This window comes from Rhizobium sp. 01N447_2, assembly GCF_056399245.1.
The window spans coordinates 149,834-165,306 of sequence record NZ_JBFTQY010000004.1; the positions used below are offsets into that span (position 1 = coordinate 149,834).

16 protein-coding genes are annotated in these 15,473 nt (G+C 60.8%); 7 read left to right on the forward strand and 9 right to left on the reverse strand.

The window, feature by feature from the left end:
- Positions 1-52: 52 nt before the first annotated feature.
- On the reverse strand, positions 53-1,282 hold the full coding sequence (rlmN, locus tag AC1ECN_RS04310) for a dual-specificity RNA methyltransferase RlmN (RefSeq protein ID WP_130673243.1): 1,230 nt from the start codon (positions 1,280-1,282) through the stop codon (positions 53-55).
- 245 nt (positions 1,283-1,527) lie between these two features.
- Positions 1,528-2,037, reverse strand: a complete 510-nt coding sequence (locus tag AC1ECN_RS04315) for an invasion associated locus B family protein (protein WP_003543638.1) — start codon at positions 2,035-2,037, stop codon at positions 1,528-1,530.
- Between the two features lie 336 nt (positions 2,038-2,373).
- Here AC1ECN_RS04315 and AC1ECN_RS04320 point away from each other — a divergent pair, with 336 nt between their 5' ends.
- Entirely contained in the window at positions 2,374-2,934 is a 561-nt protein-coding gene (locus AC1ECN_RS04320) for a sigma-70 family RNA polymerase sigma factor (RefSeq protein WP_130673244.1), read from the forward strand.
- Positions 2,935-2,990: 56 nt separating this feature from the next.
- Here AC1ECN_RS04320 and AC1ECN_RS04325 read toward each other — a convergent pair whose 3' ends face one another.
- Together AC1ECN_RS04325 and AC1ECN_RS04330 are read right to left on the reverse strand one after the other, a co-directional pair.
- Positions 2,991-3,383 (reverse strand): YkvA family protein, encoded by a 393-nt coding sequence (locus AC1ECN_RS04325; RefSeq protein ID WP_012759347.1) that lies wholly within the window; start codon positions 3,381-3,383, stop codon positions 2,991-2,993.
- A gap of 80 nt (positions 3,384-3,463) precedes the next feature.
- Positions 3,464-3,769 (reverse strand): 4a-hydroxytetrahydrobiopterin dehydratase, encoded by a 306-nt coding sequence (locus tag AC1ECN_RS04330; RefSeq protein WP_130673245.1) that lies wholly within the window; start codon positions 3,767-3,769, stop codon positions 3,464-3,466.
- A 35-nt stretch (positions 3,770-3,804) separates the two neighbouring features.
- On the opposite strand from AC1ECN_RS04330, the gene AC1ECN_RS04335 reads away from it, so the two are divergent.
- Positions 3,805-4,305: a low molecular weight protein-tyrosine-phosphatase gene (locus AC1ECN_RS04335; RefSeq protein WP_130673246.1), complete on the forward strand. Its 501-nt coding sequence runs from the start codon at positions 3,805-3,807 to the stop codon at positions 4,303-4,305.
- On the opposite strand, the gene thpR is transcribed toward AC1ECN_RS04335, so the two are convergent.
- Entirely contained in the window at positions 4,212-4,805 is a 594-nt protein-coding gene (gene thpR / locus AC1ECN_RS04340) for an RNA 2',3'-cyclic phosphodiesterase (RefSeq protein ID WP_029870906.1), read from the reverse strand. The two genes, AC1ECN_RS04335 and thpR, sit on opposite strands and share 94 nt — an antisense overlap.
- A gap of 68 nt (positions 4,806-4,873) precedes the next feature.
- Positions 4,874-5,518 carry an arylesterase gene (locus AC1ECN_RS04345; protein WP_130673247.1) on the reverse strand — a complete coding sequence of 215 codons (645 nt, stop codon included), beginning with the start codon at positions 5,516-5,518 and terminating at the stop codon, positions 4,874-4,876.
- A gap of 72 nt (positions 5,519-5,590) precedes the next feature.
- On the opposite strand from AC1ECN_RS04345, the gene AC1ECN_RS04350 reads away from it, so the two are divergent.
- The 4 genes from AC1ECN_RS04350 to AC1ECN_RS04365 all read left to right on the forward strand — a co-directional run bounded on the left by AC1ECN_RS04350 (position 5,591) and on the right by AC1ECN_RS04365 (position 10,413).
- Positions 5,591-6,298: an ABC transporter ATP-binding protein gene (locus AC1ECN_RS04350; RefSeq protein ID WP_017966199.1), complete on the forward strand. Its 708-nt coding sequence runs from the start codon at positions 5,591-5,593 to the stop codon at positions 6,296-6,298.
- Positions 6,295-8,838 carry an ABC transporter permease gene (locus AC1ECN_RS04355; RefSeq protein ID WP_164581980.1) on the forward strand — a complete coding sequence of 848 codons (2,544 nt, stop codon included), beginning with the start codon at positions 6,295-6,297 and terminating at the stop codon, positions 8,836-8,838. Before AC1ECN_RS04350 ends, AC1ECN_RS04355 begins: the two co-directional genes overlap by 4 nt.
- 180 nt (positions 8,839-9,018) lie before the next feature.
- Positions 9,019-9,747: a Bax inhibitor-1/YccA family protein gene (locus AC1ECN_RS04360; protein ID WP_012759353.1), complete on the forward strand. Its 729-nt coding sequence runs from the start codon at positions 9,019-9,021 to the stop codon at positions 9,745-9,747.
- Between the two features lie 108 nt (positions 9,748-9,855).
- Positions 9,856-10,413 carry a GNAT family N-acetyltransferase gene (locus AC1ECN_RS04365; protein WP_130673573.1) on the forward strand — a complete coding sequence of 186 codons (558 nt, stop codon included), beginning with the start codon at positions 9,856-9,858 and terminating at the stop codon, positions 10,411-10,413.
- Between the two features lie 6 nt (positions 10,414-10,419).
- On the opposite strand, the gene AC1ECN_RS04370 is transcribed toward AC1ECN_RS04365, so the two are convergent.
- The 3 genes from AC1ECN_RS04370 to acnA form a co-directional block, all read right to left on the reverse strand.
- A complete protein-coding gene (locus AC1ECN_RS04370) occupies positions 10,420-10,821 on the reverse strand; it encodes a DUF2794 domain-containing protein (RefSeq protein WP_041935591.1) in 402 nt (133 codons plus the stop codon).
- 315 nt (positions 10,822-11,136) lie between these two features.
- Complete coding sequence (locus AC1ECN_RS04375) at positions 11,137-11,877, reverse strand: DUF1223 domain-containing protein (RefSeq protein WP_017995441.1); 741 nt, start codon at positions 11,875-11,877, stop codon at positions 11,137-11,139.
- Between the two features lie 234 nt (positions 11,878-12,111).
- Positions 12,112-14,802, reverse strand: a complete 2,691-nt coding sequence (gene acnA / locus AC1ECN_RS04380) for an aconitate hydratase AcnA (protein WP_012759357.1) — start codon at positions 14,800-14,802, stop codon at positions 12,112-12,114.
- Positions 14,803-15,064: 262 nt separating this feature from the next.
- On the opposite strand from acnA, the gene ccmA reads away from it, so the two are divergent.
- Positions 15,065-15,473, forward strand: a 409-nt coding sequence (gene ccmA, locus AC1ECN_RS04385) for a heme ABC exporter ATP-binding protein CcmA (protein ID WP_477952282.1), incomplete at its 3' end; no start/stop codon positions are given.

Here is a 15,473-nt window from a genome sequence, read left to right on the forward strand (position 1 = left end):
GTGCCCCCTGAAATCAATCGCGGAGAATTGTAGCGAGGATCAAACTTGCTGATCAGTCGTCGGCACCATGATTGGCGATCATCATCGCCTCGAAGGCCAAACGATCGGTCTTGCGCATGCGTTCCGACTCCGATTTCAGCTGGCCGCAGGCGGCAAGAATGTCGCGACCGCGGGGTGTGCGGATCGGCGAGGCATAGCCTGCCGAATTGATGAAATCGGCGAACTTCTCGATCTGCTCCCAGTCCGAACACTGGTAATTGGTGCCGGGCCACGGATTGAACGGAATGAGGTTGATCTTTGCCGGCACGCCCTTCAGGAGCTTGATCAGCCCCTTGGCGTCTTCCAGGCTGTCGTTGACATCCTTCAGCATCACATACTCGAAGGTGATGCGCCGTGCGTTCGAAAGGCCAGGATAGGTCCGGCAGGCTTCGATCAGCTCCTTCAGCGGGTACTTCTTGTTGATCGGCACCAGAATGTCGCGCAGATCGTCGCGCACCGCATGCAGCGAAATCGCCAGCATGACGCCGATTTCCTCGCCGGTGCGGAAGATCTCCGGCACGACACCGGAGGTGGAAAGCGTCACGCGGCGCCTGGACAGCGACAGGCCGTCACCATCCGTGGCGATCAGCAATGCCTGCTTGACGGCATCGAAGTTATAAAGCGGCTCACCCATGCCCATCATGACGATGTTGCTGACCTTGCGGCCCTCGGCAGGCATGATCGTGCCCTGCGGCGCTTCACGGTCCGGGAAATCCCCAAGCCGGTCGCGGGCAAGCAGCAGCTGCGAAAGAATTTCCTCCGCCGTCAGGTTGCGCACCAGACGCTGTGTCCCGGTATGACAGAAGGAACAGGTGAGCGTGCAGCCGACCTGGCTGGAAAGACAGAGCGTGCCGCGGCCCTCTTCCGGAATGTAGACGGCCTCGATCTCGACGGGACGCCCGGCGCCGCGGGCGGGAAAGCGCAGCAGCCACTTGCGCGTGCCGTCGTTGGAGACCTGCTCCTCGACGATCTCCGGACGTTCGATGGTGAAATGCTGCTTCAGCATCTCCCGCATGTCCTTGGCGACATTCGTCATATGGTCGAAGTCAGAGACCCCGCGCACATAGATCCAGTTCCAGAGCTGCGAGACGCGCATCTTGATCTGCTTCTCGGCCACACCCTTTTCCCGGAGTGCCGCCCCCATCTCCTCGCGTGACAGCCCGATCAGGGACGGCTTCTCGAAGCCGGAAGCGGCACGAGGCGCCTGAGGCGTGATGACATCAATCGCATCCATGACGGACATAGTCTTTCATCCCGAATTCGAACACGTAACCGCCCCGCAAACCCTGCGAACTTCAGGGCTGAGCCGGAAGACTGGCGGGTGCATGACGGCACATTGGCAGAAATTGAATGGCGGAACGGCGACTGATATCGCGATCTGTCCGCTGTTGCGCGGCCTTTAGCATCATTTTGCCCGCGCGTCACTATAGATGGAAACGACAAGAGCCGGCGCAAGGCCGGCCCTCGAAGCTCTGACAACAAAAAAGCTTACTTGCAGGTTTCGATCTGCTTCAGCGCAGCCGAGATACCCGAGAGCGAATAGCTGTAGGAGGTGCCGGTGCCCTTGCGCGAAACGGCATTGACCGTCATCGAATGACCGGTCTTCATCGCGGCGACGAGGGCCGGCTCCTGGGCAGCGTTCTCGACCCAGCCGGCCTTGTCCTTGGTGAACATTACGAAGGTCTTGTTGTCGATGACGACGTTGATCTTCGAATTTTCCTTGACCGTGTAGCCCATCATCGCCTGCGGCTCGTAGGAGATGTTCTGGCCCGGACGTTGGGAGACGATGAAGAAATTGTCGCCGTGGTCGACGCTTGCCGGCTGCTTTGCCGTCGGAACGGACAGCACGTAGCAGACGGTGCTGCTGCCCGACTTGTAGGAGTAAGCGCCCCATGCCTGGAACTGCTGGATGCGGTTCGGCGCGGCCTGCTGCGCTGTCGCAACTCCGGCCATAACAAGGGTGAGTGCGAGAGCGGATACGATACTTTTTACAAACATGGATTCCTGCCGGTTCTTGCGATTCAAGGCCCGAAGCGATCATAGCGGGCGCCGCATAATCACGATCTGCTTTATTTTGACTTAATTCAGGTTACCAAATGGTCAACGATAGCTGCGATTTGTATGTGCCTGTGTCATTTCAGCTCGAGTGTCAATTTTCGCCCCTTTGACGGTATCGACCGCGACACCGTGCCCCAATGGCACTGGCCGTCCGTTCGGCTGAATTTAAGACACAAAGATTCAGGCAAGAGTTTGACCTTTCCCAAATCCGTTGTACCTCAGTAAGACTTGGAAATCCGAGACGAAATTATTGCCGCAGGGGGCTGGTGAGGGGATATGGATGCCGAGGAAAGACAGCGTTTCGCTGCCCTCGCGAAGGCCGTCGCGAACGATCGCGACCAGCAGGCCTTTTCCATCCTGTTCGACTATTTCGCACCCCGCCTGAAAGCCTGGCTGATGCGCCAGAGGATGACATCAGGCGAGGCTGAGGAACTGGTCCAGGAGATCATGATCGTGCTCTGGCACAAGGCAGAGCTCTACGATGCCACGCGATCTTCCCTCTCGACCTGGCTTTTCCGCATTGCCCGCAATCGCCGCATCGACATGCAACGCCGCGCCAATACCCGCATCTTCGATGAGACTGATCCGGCCCTGCAGCCGCCGGGCGATATCGGCGCGGAAGAAATCATCGCCAATGACGATCGCGACGCCAAGATACGCGCCGCCGTCGGTCAATTGCCGGAGGAACAGCGCGACATGCTGCGCGCCGCCTTCTTCCTCGGTCAATCGCATTCGGAGATCGCCGAATCGACCGGCCTGCCGCTCGGCACGGTGAAGTCGCGTATCCGGCTTGCCTTCGGCAAGCTCCGCAAGGTGCTGGAACGCGAAATCGCCTGACGAATGTCGCCCAAAGTGGGCAGCGGTTTTGGAAGGACGAAAGATCGCGACGCGCTTTAGATCGTCTTCATCGCTTCTTCCGGCCGGTCGGCGAGAACGCGGTCGGCCGCTTCGTAGTGGCCCGGCCGGATGTGGCCGCGAACCATGGCGAAGGCAGCCGAGAGCACGGCGATGTCGTCGGAAAAGCCGATGACGGCGAAAATATCCGGGATCATGTCGATCGGCATGACGAAATAGGCGAGTGCTGCAAGCAGTACGCCGCGCACCTTCGTCGGCGTCTGCGGATCGAGCGCGCAATAGAAACCGGCAACGACATCGCGCGAGAACGGGATCTGCCGCACGGCCCGCCGGAATGTCGGCCAGAATTTCTGCCTGACGGTCTTCTCGCGCCGGCTCTGGGTGTCCTCGTCGCCCGGCAACAGGATTTCCCCGAATTTGACCTCGTCCATCCCTGCATCCCTTTTGTCCATGCGAACATATGGTGACGGCGCCCAGTCTTTCAATCGGCCCCTTTCAATCGGCCCCGCTTTCAAGCAACACGTCGCGCCGCCGCCTTCTCCATGGCTTTGGCGAGCTTGAAATCCAGCTCCGTCAGCCCGCCGGCATCATGCGTGTTCAGCGTCACATCCACCCTGGAATAGACGTTGAACCATTCGGGATGGTGGTTGAGCTTCTCGGCCACGAGCGCTGCCTGCGTCATGAAACCGAAAGCCTCGACGAAATTTGCGAACTTGAACGTCTTCGATATTGACGAACCCGCATCATTGAGCGCCCAGCCCGAAAGCTCGGTCAGCTCAGCCTCAACCGCCGTCCGTTCCAGTTTTTCCATTTTCATGCCATGCTCCTCTTCTCTGTCCGACAGGTTCACCGATGAAACGCATCAGCATCCTTTTCGTTTGCATGGGCAATATATGCCGTTCTCCACTCGCGGAGGGAATTTTTGGCCACCTCGTCGCGGAGGCCGGCTTGACCGGCGATTTTACGATCACTTCCGCCGGCACCGGCGGCTGGCATGAAGGCGACCCGCCCGACCGGCGTTCGATCGCCACCGCGAAAAATCACGGCATCGACATATCGGGGCAGCGCGCCCGGCGCATTCAGCCGAGGGATTTCACGGATTTCGATCTGATCCTCGCCATGGACCGTGACAACCTGGCGGCACTCGAAAAGAGCGCGCCGCATGGGGCGAATATCCGCCTTTTCGGTGATACCGCGCTGGGAACCGGAGAGGATATTCCCGATCCCTATTATGGCGGCCCTGAAGGTTTCGAGCTGGTCTACACCAGGCTCTTGACCGGCTGCTGCAGGCTGCTCGAAACGCTGGGCGTCGAGCGTGCCTCGTGCAACGGGAACACTTCCTCGGTGAGGTAAGGCCCTCCACCGACCGATTCGCGCGACGAAAGCAGCACGAAGCGCGGTGCGGTGAAGGTTGTTGTGTGGAAGTTGCCGCGTCCGGCCAGATATTGCACGACATCGTCGAGCCGCGAGGATTTCAGCCGCGCCAGCGTCACATGCGGCATGAATTTGCGGGGATCCGGCGGCAGCCCGATGCGCTGGCAGATCCGCTCGATCTCGCCCTGCAGGGCATACATTTCAGGCGATTGCGAGACGCCGGCCCAGACCGAATGCGGTTTCTTCGAGCCGAAGGAACCGATGCCTTCCAGCCGGAACTGGAATTCCGGCCGGTCGATCCGGTCGAGGCGTTCAACGATTTCATCGGCCGTGCGGCCGTCGACATCACCGATGAAGCGCAGGGTGATGTGGTAATTCTCCACATCGATCCATCGTGCTCCGGGGAGGCCACCGCGCAGCAATGAAAGACTCATCGCCGCATTGCGCGGAATTTCGAGGGCGGTAAACAGTCTCGGCATCACGAGCACTCCCCGAATCTTTTGCAGGTGCTCACACGGAATCATGCAATCAATAACCGCGCAAGCCCCTATTTCTTCACAGAAGAAATCGTTTCGACGAAATTTGTGACAGCAGGCTCCATCTTTTCGACCATGACGTCGACACCTTTCGTATTTGGATGCATGCCGTCGTCAAGCTTCAACCCAGCCTGCAGCGCGACGCCGTCGAGGAAGAAGGCATAGAGTGGAAGCCCATGTTTTTCCGAGAGCTTCTGGTAGATCGGGTTGAATCGTGCGGCATAATCCGCTCCCATGTTCGGCGGCGCTATGATACCGGCGAGCAGCACGGCAATCCCTCGCTCCTTTAGCCGGATAATCATCTGATCGAGATTCTTCGCGCTCTCCTCTGGCGGGATGCCGCGCAACGCATCATTGGCGCCAAGCTCGAGAATGACCCCATCGGTGCCGTCGGGTACCGACCAGTCGATACGCGCAAGGCCCCCTGTCGTCGTGTCGCCGGAGACCCCGGCATTGGCGATAGTGACGTCGAGGCCCTTCGCTTTCAGGGCCGCCTGCAACTTTTCCGGAAAGCCGTCGCCGGGCGGCAACTGATAGCCCGCCATCAAACTGTCCCCGAAACCGACGAGATTGATCGTCCGGGCATTGGCTGCAGTGGCAAGGATCAGCGAGACAGCGATGACGGTGAATTGAAGGGCGGCAACTTTAAATCTCATTCCAGCTTCCCTAGATTGGCGAAGTGCCGTTATGCGGCCATTCGATTACGGACTTATATAGGGCGATTTCTGTTGGCAAAAACCATTATCGAGTTGAAGGGCGCCGATCTGACCCTCGGCAGCGCAGCCGCCTCCGTTCATGTGCTGAAGGGCATCGATCTCGATATCGCGGCCGGCGAATCCGTCGGCATCGTCGGCCCTTCCGGCTCCGGCAAGTCCACGCTGCTGATGGTGCTTGCGGGACTGGAGAAGCTCGACAGCGGTGAGATCAACATCAATGACACCCCGCTCCATAGCCTCAGTGAGGACCAGGTCGCCGATTTCCGCGGCCGCAACATCGGCATCGTCTTCCAGTCCTTCCACTTGATCGCCAACATGACGGCGCTGGAAAACGTCGCCGTGCCGCTCGAACTCGCCAATGTCGGCAACGCCTTCGAGATCGCTCATCGCGAGCTGAAATCAGTCGGCCTCGGCGAACGGCTGAACCACTATCCCGGTCAGCTTTCCGGCGGCGAACAGCAGCGCGTGGCGATCGCCAGGGCGCTCGCCCCGTCGCCGGCCCTGCTGATCGCCGATGAGCCGACCGGCAATCTCGATACCGAGACCGGCCGCCAGATCGCCGACCTTCTGTTCTCCAAGCAGGCCGAACGCGGCATGACCCTGCTTCTCGTCACCCACGACGTCTCGCTTGCAAACCGATGCTCGCGCCAGATTCGCGTCCGCTCCGGCCGGATCGAAGGCGACAGCGCCGCCCGCCGCAGCGAAGCGGCGATCGCATGAGGATCATCACGCCACGCGTCTCGCTCGCTTTTCGCCTGGCACTGCGCGAGCTGCGCGGCGGCATCCGCGGCTTCTACATCTTCCTTGCCTGCATCGCGCTCGGCACCGGCGCGATTGCCGCCGTCAATTCCGTTTCGCAGTCGATCACCGATACGATCGCCTCGCAGGGGCAGGAACTGCTGGCCGGCGACGTCCGTTTCGAACTCAACAACCGCGAAGCCACGTCTCAGGAAATCGGTTTCCTCGAAGGCCTCGGCACCGTTTCGGTGTCGACAGGCCTGCGCTCGATGGCCCGCAAGCCCGACGGGTCCGATCAGGCGCTGGTCGAGGTCAAGGCCGTCGACGACGCCTACCCACTCTACGGCAAGTTCGTGGCCGAGCCGGACTATCCGCTTGCAGCCCTGCTTTCGGGCCAAGGCGGCACCTATGGCGCGGTCGCAGCGCCGCTGCTTCTCGATCGGCTCGGGCTTGCGGTCGGCGACGAATTGCTGCTCGGCAACGTCAAGCTCAGCATCACCGGTACGGTGAAAACCGAGCCGGATGCGCTGTCGGAAGGTTTTGGCTTTGCGCCGCGTCTGCTCGTCAGCCGCCAGGCGCTTCAAGCCTCCGGGCTGATCCAGACGGGAAGCCTGGTTGAACACGCTTACAAGATCCGGCTGGAAGACAAGGCCGCGATGTCGGGCATCCAGGCGCGCGCCTCCAAGGAATTCCCCTCCGCCGGCTGGGCGATCCGCACCAGCGACCGTGCCGCGCCCTCGCTCACCGAAAACATCACCCGCTTCTCGCAGTTCCTGACGCTGGTCGGCCTCACCGCACTGATCGTCGGCGGCGTCGGTGTCGCCAATGCGGTGCGCGCCTTCCTCGATGCCAAGCGCACCACCATCGCCACTTTCAAATGTCTCGGTGCGCCGGCGCAGGTCGTCGTCCTGATCTATCTCATCCAGATCGCCATCATCGCTCTCGGCGGCATCCTGATCGGCCTCGTCATCGGCGCCCTGTCGCCGATGCTCGCCGCGCAGTTCCTGGCGCAATTCCTGCCGGTCTCCACGACGCCGACCCTCTACCCCGGCGCCCTGCTGCTCGCCACGCTCTTCGGCATCCTGACGACGCTCGCCTTCGCCATCCTGCCGCTCGGCCACGCCCGCGAAGTGCCGGCGACCGCACTGTTCCGCGAGCAGGGCTTCGAGGCCCGCCGCCTGCCCTCCTGGCCCTACATCCTGCTTGCCACCTTGTTCATGGTCGCCCTTGCCGGGCTTGCCATCCTCACCGCCTATGATCGCTTCATCGCCGTCGTCTTCGTCGGCGCGATCGTCTTCGCCTTCGTCGTCCTGCGTCTGGTCGCCGCGCTGATCGCCTGGCTCGCGCGCCGCAGCCCGCGCGTCAATTCGCCGGCACTGCGGCTTGCGATCGGCAACATCCACCGCCCCGGCGCACTGACGCCCTCGGTCGTCCTCTCGCTCGGCCTTGGCCTGGCATTGCTGGTGACGCTGACCCTGATCGACGGGAACCTGCGCCGGCAGCTGACCGGCCGCATGAACGAGGGTGCGCCGAACTTCTTCTTCGTCGATATCCAGAGCGCCGAGGTCGGCGCCTTCCGCAATCTCGTCCAGGGCCAAGCGCCACAGGGCAAGCTCGTCGAAGTGCCGATGCTGCGCGGCCGGATCATCGCCTTCAACGGCGAGGACGTCACCAAGATGAACGTGCCGGCCGCCGGCCGCTGGGTGCTGAACGGCGATCGCGGCATCACCTATGCCGAAAACCTGCCTGACAACACCGCCCTCGCCGAAGGCAAATGGTGGGACAAGGATTACAGCGGCGAGCCACTCGTCTCTTTCTCCTCGGAAGAGGCACATGAGCTCGGCCTCAAGATCGGCGATAAAGTCACCGTCAACGTGCTCGGCCGCAACATCACGGCGAAAATCGCTAATCTGCGCCGCGTCGAGTGGGAATCGCTGTCGATCAATTTCGTCATGGTCTTCTCGCCGAATACCTTCCGCGGCGCCCCGCATGCGTGGCTGGCGACCCTGACCGATCCCTCTTCGACACCGGCCGAAGATGCGGCGATCCTGAAAACCGTCACCAACACCTATCCGACGATCACCAGTGTGCGCGTCAAGGACGCGATCGATATCGTCAACCAGCTGGTCGCACAGCTCGCGACCGCGATCCGCGCTGCGGCCTCCGTCGCCCTTTTCGCTTCGATCCTCGTCCTTGCCGGCGCGCTTGCCGCCGGAAACCGGGCGCGCACCCACGACGCGGTGGTGCTGAAGACGCTCGGCGCCACGCGCGCCATGCTGATCCGCGCCTTCAGCTACGAATATCTGATCCTCGGGCTTGCGACCGCGATCTTCGCGCTGATCGCCGGCGGCGTTGCCGCCTGGTTCATCGTCGCCCGCATCATGCGCCTGCCCTCGACCTTTCTGCCCGACGTCGCGGGACTGACGCTTGTCACCGCGCTCGTCCTGACCGTCGGCATCGGCCTGATCGGCACCTGGCGCATCCTCGGGCAGAAGGCGGCACCCGTCTTGCGCGAGCTTTGACCGGGCAGCGGCACCCAAACCCTTCACCTTACGGCGATTTAACCGATCGAGCCTTTGCAAGCCTCTTGTTTGCAAAGGGCGAAAGCCTCATATTATCCGCAGGCATGCTGGAGCTCCGCAGCGGCGCCCGGGTCGAAAACCCCGACACCGTATTTCCATCGGAGCTTGTAAGAGGAAACTATGGCTGATCTTCGTAACTATCAAAGCCGCGCTCAGACCGGCGAGATGATTGATCAAGGCCTGCGCGCTTATATGCTCAAGGTCTACAACCTGATGGCGCTGGGTCTGGCGATCACCGGTGTGGCCGCATATCTGTCGTTCCAATTCGCCTTCGCCAATGGCGAGCTGACCGCTTTCGGTCAGGCGATCTATGTGAGCCCGCTGAAGTGGGTGGTCATTCTGGCGCCGCTGGCTCTGGTGTTCTTCCTGAGCTTCCGGATCAATACGATGACGGTGGCCGCCGCTCAGACGACCTTTGCGGTCTATGCCGCGCTCGTCGGCCTGTCGCTCTCATCGATCTTCCTGATCTACACGGGTCAGAGCGTCGTTCAGACCTTCTTCGTCACCGCCGCCTCCTTTGGCGCGCTGTCGCTTTACGGCTACACGACGAAGCGTAATCTGTCGGCGATGGGTTCGTTCCTGATGATGGGTCTTTTCGGCTTGATCATCGCCTCGATCGTCAACATCTTCCTGGCGTCGTCTGCCGTGCAGTTCGCCATCTCGGTGCTCGGCGTCCTGATCTTCGCAGGCCTCACCGCCTACGATACCCAGCGGATCAAGGAATTGTACCTGGAAGCCGATGACGTTGCCGTGGCTGGTCGCAAGGCGATCATGGGTGCGCTGACGCTCTATCTCGACTTCATCAACCTCTTCATGTTCCTGCTGCAGTTCATGGGCAACCGTAAATAAGCAGGACCGACTGATCGAAAAGGCGGCTTCGGCCGCCTTTTTTGTTGCGCAGGCTTTCGCGGGATGGTTTTAGGAAGACACATCCTCGCCAACGGACCTGCCGCCAAAATGTCCTTCCTCCTGCGCGACGCCACACAAGCCGATATTCCCGCCATTGCCGATATCTATCGCGAATCCGTCCTGAACGGCGTCGCGAGCTATGAGATCGTGCCGCCCTCCGAGGCCGAGATGGCGTTGCGTTTTTCGGCGATCGTCGGCCAGCAATATCCCTATATTGCCGCAACCGATGCGGATGGAACTCTGCTCGGCTACGCCTATGCCTCGGCCTTCCGCACGCGTCCTGCCTATCGCTGGCTGGTCGAGGATTCGATTTATCTGGCGCCGCAAGCCCGCGGCCGCGGTATCGGCAAGGCGCTGCTCGCCGAACTGATCATCCGTTGCACCACCCTCGGCTTTCGGCAGATGGCAGCTGTCATCGGCGGCGCCAGCCCCGCCTCGATCGCGCTCCATCGCACGGCCGGCTTCGAGGAGGTTGGTCTGATGAAGGGCACCGGCTACAAGCACGGCCGCTGGCTGGATACGATGTTCATGCAGCGCGCCCTCGGTGAGGGTATGAGCACAGATCCGGACCCGTCGACCTATCCCGGCACGCTGTTTAACGGCTGATGCGGCTTACTTGTCGACGAGCTTCAGGGCCTTGTCGAAGACCTTCAGCACCTGGTTCAGCTCGTGACCGCGCTTCAGGATCGTGCCGTTGACGCTGATCACGCAATAGGCGCCCTGCTTGGCGGCGAGCTTCGGGTTTTTTTCGATGCGGAAGAGCGGCATTTCGCCGGAACGCTTGAAAACGGAAAAGACCGCCCTGTCCTTCAGGTGATCGATGGCGTAGTCGCGCCATTCACCATCACCGACCATCCGACCGTAGATCCAGAGGATCGCGTCCAGTTCGCGCCGGTGGAAGGTCACCGGAAGCGGGTCCTTGCTTTGCTTGTATTCCCTGAGATCGACGACGACTGAGGAACTGTGGTCGACGGAACGGCTTTCGCCGTGTCGCAAATCCGGCTGATCTGTCATCAGTCTCACAAGGCCTCCACATGTGACAGGAGGGTGACAGTTTGCCCGAGCCGCCGCAAATTGCAAGAGTGCCGGCTGTCACATTCAGCCGCACTACAGCGCCGCGCGTCTCTCGGGCAAGGGCGCTGGGCAGGCCAACGCTTTCTCCGCAGCGCCGCATTTCAGTCAAAACAGCGCCTCATTTGCAGGAGATTTATGAGCTCCAGTTTGGCGCCAGCGCGCCAAAGGGCCCGGCGGAGCGTATCGACCTTAACCCCAGCCCCGAATACGCTCGGCCGGGCCGCCCCAGCATTTCATCCGCAGCCGGATGAAATTTCAGATATTTTTGCCAGCCATCACCACGGTCGCGCCAAGGATCGCAGCCGGATCGCCGTCTGCGGTTGCCGATTGAAGAAGAATCGCGCAGCCCTCGAGCTGCGGCCGTTGCAGCACGCTAGCCGGCAGCGTCAGACTGGTCGCCTTGCCGTCCCACATGCCGACGGTTTCGACATTGGTGACGCTGTGGAGATAGGAGATCTTCTGGCCGCTGTTCTCGCCCTTTTCGACGTCGATGGTCTTTTCCTTGTCGAAATAGACCATCACGACATTGGCTTTGCCCTGTCCCGCGCCGATCTTGATCTCCAGCTCATCGCCGCGCATCGCGGCACTGATCGGAACGGTCAGCCCATTGCCTTCGCTGCTATAGGTGTTGATCTGGCTGTTGATGCCATTGAGATCGGCGCCAGCCAGATGGCCGCGTCCATTGACGATCGCCTGCGGCGTGTAGACGTTGCTGCGGCCCATTGTCTTGGCATAGCCATACTGCCGCTCGGTATTTTCCTTGGAACTCAGCGTATCGGCCCAACCGAGATAGTTCCAGTAATCGACATGATAGGCGAGCGCGATGACATCGCCCTGGTTCACCAGCTTGCGGAAAGCGGCATCAGCAGGAGGACAGGAGGAGCAGCCCTGCGCCGTGAAGAGTTCGACGACACCTTTCGGTGTGCCGTCTTCGGCCTGCAACGGGCCTGAGAGAACAACGCCGGCGATCAGCGGAATCAAAAAACGGGGGGACATTCACCTGCACCTCTTTTTCAGCGCCGACGGCATGTTGGAACCGGAGGCCCTGACATATGAACGTACGAATAATCCTTCCGGGTCCAAACGAAAAGTCACGAACGGGTGAGACGTAGCTAGACGGGAACTTGCGTAAAACAAATCATCGTGAGCCCCGTTTAAAGACTGTCGCCGCAAAGAAAAACCGCCGGAAACTGCTCTCCGGCGGCCATTATCATGTGAGTGTCTTAAAAATCAGGCAGCGAGGTCGCGCAGAACCGTCTGCAGGATGCCGCCATTGTTGAGGTAGACTACCTCGTCGAGCGTATCGACGCGCGACAGCAGCGGAACCTCCTTCACGGTGCCGTCGCCATAGGTGATCCTGGCGATCTTCTTCTCGCGTGGCTTGATCTTTTCCAGACCTTCGATGGTGACGAGTTCGTCGCCCTTGAGGCCGAGGCTCTGCCAGGTCGTGCCCTCTTCGAAGACGAAGGGGATGATGCCCATGCCGACCAGGTTCGAGCGATGGATGCGCTCGAAGGATTGGGCGACCACCGCCTTGACGCCGAGCAGGTTGGTGCCCTTGGCAGCCCAGTCGCGGGAGGAGCCATTGCCATATTCGACACCGGCGAAGATGACGAGCGGCACGCCTTCCTGCTTGTACTGCATCGCGGCGTCGTAGATCGAGGTCTCTTCCTTCGACGGGTAATGGATGGTGTAGCCACCTTCCTTGCCGTTCGGGCCGAGCATGTGGTTGCGGATGCGGATATTGGCGAAGGTGCCGCGCATCATCACTTCATGGTTGCCGCGGCGCGTGCCGTACTGGTTGAAGTCGGCAACGGCGACGTCGTGGTCGATGAGGTAGGCGCCGGCCGGCGATGCCGCCTTGATCGAACCGGCGGGCGAGATGTGGTCGGTGGTGATCTTGTCGCCGAACAGGCCGAGGACGCGGGCGCCCTTGATGTCGGAAACGCCGCTGCCCTTCTTGCCCATGCCGACGAAGTAGGGCGGGTTCTGCACATAGGTCGAATTGTCGTCCCAGGCATAGGTCTGGCCCGGCGGGATCTGAACGGCCTGCCAGTTGACGTCGCCCTTGAAGACGTCGGCATACTTGCTTTCGTAAAGCTCGCGGGTCACGTATTTCAGGATGAATTCCTGAACTTCCTTCGAGGTCGGCCAGATGTCCTTGAGATAAACCGGGTTGCCGCTCTGGTCCTCGCCGATCGGCTCCTTGGTCAGATCCGTCTGCACCGTGCCGGCAAGCGCATAAGCGACGACCAGCGGCGGGGATGCGAGATAGTTCGCCTGCACGTCGGGCGAGATGCGGCCTTCGAAGTTGCGGTTGCCGGAGAGAACGCCGGAAACGATAAGGCCCTTGTCGTTGATCGTCTTCGAGATCGGCGCCGGCAGCGGGCCGGAATTACCGATGCAGGTGGTGCAGCCGAAGCCGACGAGGTTGAAGCCAAGCTTGTCGAGGTCGGCTTGCAGGCCCGACTTGGCGAGATATTCGCCGACGACCTGCGATCCCGGTGCCAGCGAGGTCTTCACCCACGGCTTCGTCTTCAGTCCCTTGGCAACGGCGTTGCGGGCAAGAAGGCCGGCGGCGATCAGCACTGACGGGTTGGAGGTGTTGGTGCACGACGTGATGGCGGCGATCGCCACGTCGCCATGGCCGAGATCGAAGTCGGTGCCTTCGACCGCATAGCGGTTGTTCAACTGGCCGGGCTTCTTGTAGTCCGCGTCCATCGAGCCGGCGAAACCGGTCGCGATATTCTCGAGCGAGATACGGCCTTCCGGACGCTTCGGGCCGGCCATCGACGGCACGACGTCGTTCAGATCGAGTTCCAGCGTATCGGTGAAGACGAGCTCGGAACCGTCGCCCTCACGCCACATGCCTTGTGCCTTCGAATAGGCTTCGACGAGGGCGATTCGGTCATGTGTGCGGCCGGACATGGTAAGGTAGTTGATGGTTTCGCCATCGACCGGGAAGAAGCCGCAGGTGGCGCCATATTCCGGGCCCATGTTGCCGATCGTCGCGCGGTCGGCGAGCGGCATGTTGTCCATGCCGGGGCCGAAAAATTCGACGAACTTCGAAACGACACCCTTCTTGCGCAGCATCTGCACGACGGTGAGAACGAGGTCGGTCGCGGTCACGCCTTCCTTGAGCTTGCCGGTCAGCTTGAAGCCGATGACTTCGGGCAGCAGCATCGAGACCGGCTGGCCGAGCATCGCAGCTTCCGCTTCGATACCGCCCACACCCCAGCCGAGAACGCCGAGACCATTGATCATCGTCGTGTGGCTGTCCGTGCCGACGCAGGTATCGGGATAGGCGATCGTCTCGCCGTCCTCTTCCTTGGTCCAGACGGTCTGGCCGAGATATTCGAGATTGACCTGATGACAGATACCGGTGCCGGGAGGCACGACGCGGAAATTCTTGAAGGCCTGCTGACCCCACTTCAGGAAGCGGTAGCGCTCGCCGTTGCGCTGGTATTCCAGCTCGACGTTACGGGCGAAAGCCTGCGGCGTGCCGAATTCGTCGACGATGACGGAGTGGTCAATGACGAGATCGACGGGAACGAGCGGGTTGATCTTCTCGGGATCGCCGCCGAGCGACACCATCGCGTCGCGCATCGCGGCAAGATCGACGACGGCGGGAACGCCGGTGAAGTCCTGCATCAGCACGCGCGCCGGGCGATAGGCGATTTCGTTTTCGACCGCACCCTTGTTGTTCAGCCATTCGGCGACAGCCAGGATGTGCTCCTTGGTGACCGACTGGCCGTCTTCGAAGCGCAGCAGGTTTTCGAGCAGCACCTTCATCGAATAGGGAAGCTTCGACACGCCGGCCAGACCGTTTGCCTCAGCCTTGGGCAGGCTGTAATAGACATAGTCCTTCCCGTTGACGGAAAGCGTGGAACGACAATTGAAACTGTCAAGAGATTTAGACACGAGATACCCCGTTTCTGATAGCCAACACAGTCGTGCGAACGCCTATGCACTTAATGCACATCAGGATGYGGGTACGGCCATTTCCGCTGTCCGCACGTGGAACAGACGCTCCAAGTTCGGCGCAAGGATGAAATTCACGCCGACCGCTGGCGTGGTTGCAGGTCTTATAGATAATTTCCTAAAAACTTGCCATACCCGAGGACGGTCAAAATCGGACATTTTTTGACCCCGCCGCAAGCCGAAACCAGGAAAGAGCCGACGCATGCATCTCACCGCCGAAAATCTGGCTGCAAGGCGCGGTGAGGATCTCATTTTCGTTAACATTTCCTTTCACTTGGCAGCCGGCGAGGCGCTTGTCCTCACGGGAAGAAATGGATCGGGAAAGTCCACTTTGTTGCGTGTGGCCGCCGGCTTGCTGAGGCCGGAAAAAGGCACCGTCATCTTCCACGATGGAGAGAGCGGGGCAGACAGACATGCCGGCGAAGTAAGCCACTACCTCGGCCATAGAAATGCGATGAAGGATGAACTTACGGTTGCAGAAAACCTCGGTTTCTGGCGCACCTTTCTCGGCAATATCGGAAGCGGTGCCGGTCTCTCCATCGAGGACGCCGCTGACGCCGTTGGCCTTTCGGAAATCACCCGCCTTCCCTTCGGTTATCTCTCCGCCGGCC

Coding starts and splice junctions, on each gene's coding strand:
- thpR (WP_029870906.1), bottom strand. CDS start 4,805: ATGCCGAGACTGTTTACCGCCCTCGAAATTCCGCGCAATGCGGCGATG.
- AC1ECN_RS04345 (WP_130673247.1), bottom strand. CDS start 5,518: ATGAGATTTAAAGTTGCCGCCCTTCAATTCACCGTCATCGCTGTCTCG.
- AC1ECN_RS04320 (WP_130673244.1), top strand. CDS start 2,374: ATGGATGCCGAGGAAAGACAGCGTTTCGCTGCCCTCGCGAAGGCCGTC.
- AC1ECN_RS04330 (WP_130673245.1), bottom strand. CDS start 3,769: ATGAAAATGGAAAAACTGGAACGGACGGCGGTTGAGGCTGAGCTGACC.
- AC1ECN_RS04335 (WP_130673246.1), top strand. CDS start 3,805: ATGAAACGCATCAGCATCCTTTTCGTTTGCATGGGCAATATATGCCGT.
- AC1ECN_RS04375 (WP_017995441.1), bottom strand. CDS start 11,877: ATGTCCCCCCGTTTTTTGATTCCGCTGATCGCCGGCGTTGTTCTCTCA.
- AC1ECN_RS04315 (WP_003543638.1), bottom strand. CDS start 2,037: ATGTTTGTAAAAAGTATCGTATCCGCTCTCGCACTCACCCTTGTTATG.
- AC1ECN_RS04360 (WP_012759353.1), top strand. CDS start 9,019: ATGGCTGATCTTCGTAACTATCAAAGCCGCGCTCAGACCGGCGAGATG.
- AC1ECN_RS04325 (WP_012759347.1), bottom strand. CDS start 3,383: ATGGACGAGGTCAAATTCGGGGAAATCCTGTTGCCGGGCGACGAGGAC.
- AC1ECN_RS04365 (WP_130673573.1), top strand. CDS start 9,856: ATGTCCTTCCTCCTGCGCGACGCCACACAAGCCGATATTCCCGCCATT.
- rlmN (WP_130673243.1), bottom strand. CDS start 1,282: ATGTCCGTCATGGATGCGATTGATGTCATCACGCCTCAGGCGCCTCGT.
- AC1ECN_RS04370 (WP_041935591.1), bottom strand. CDS start 10,821: ATGACAGATCAGCCGGATTTGCGACACGGCGAAAGCCGTTCCGTCGAC.
- AC1ECN_RS04355 (WP_164581980.1), top strand. CDS start 6,295: ATGAGGATCATCACGCCACGCGTCTCGCTCGCTTTTCGCCTGGCACTG.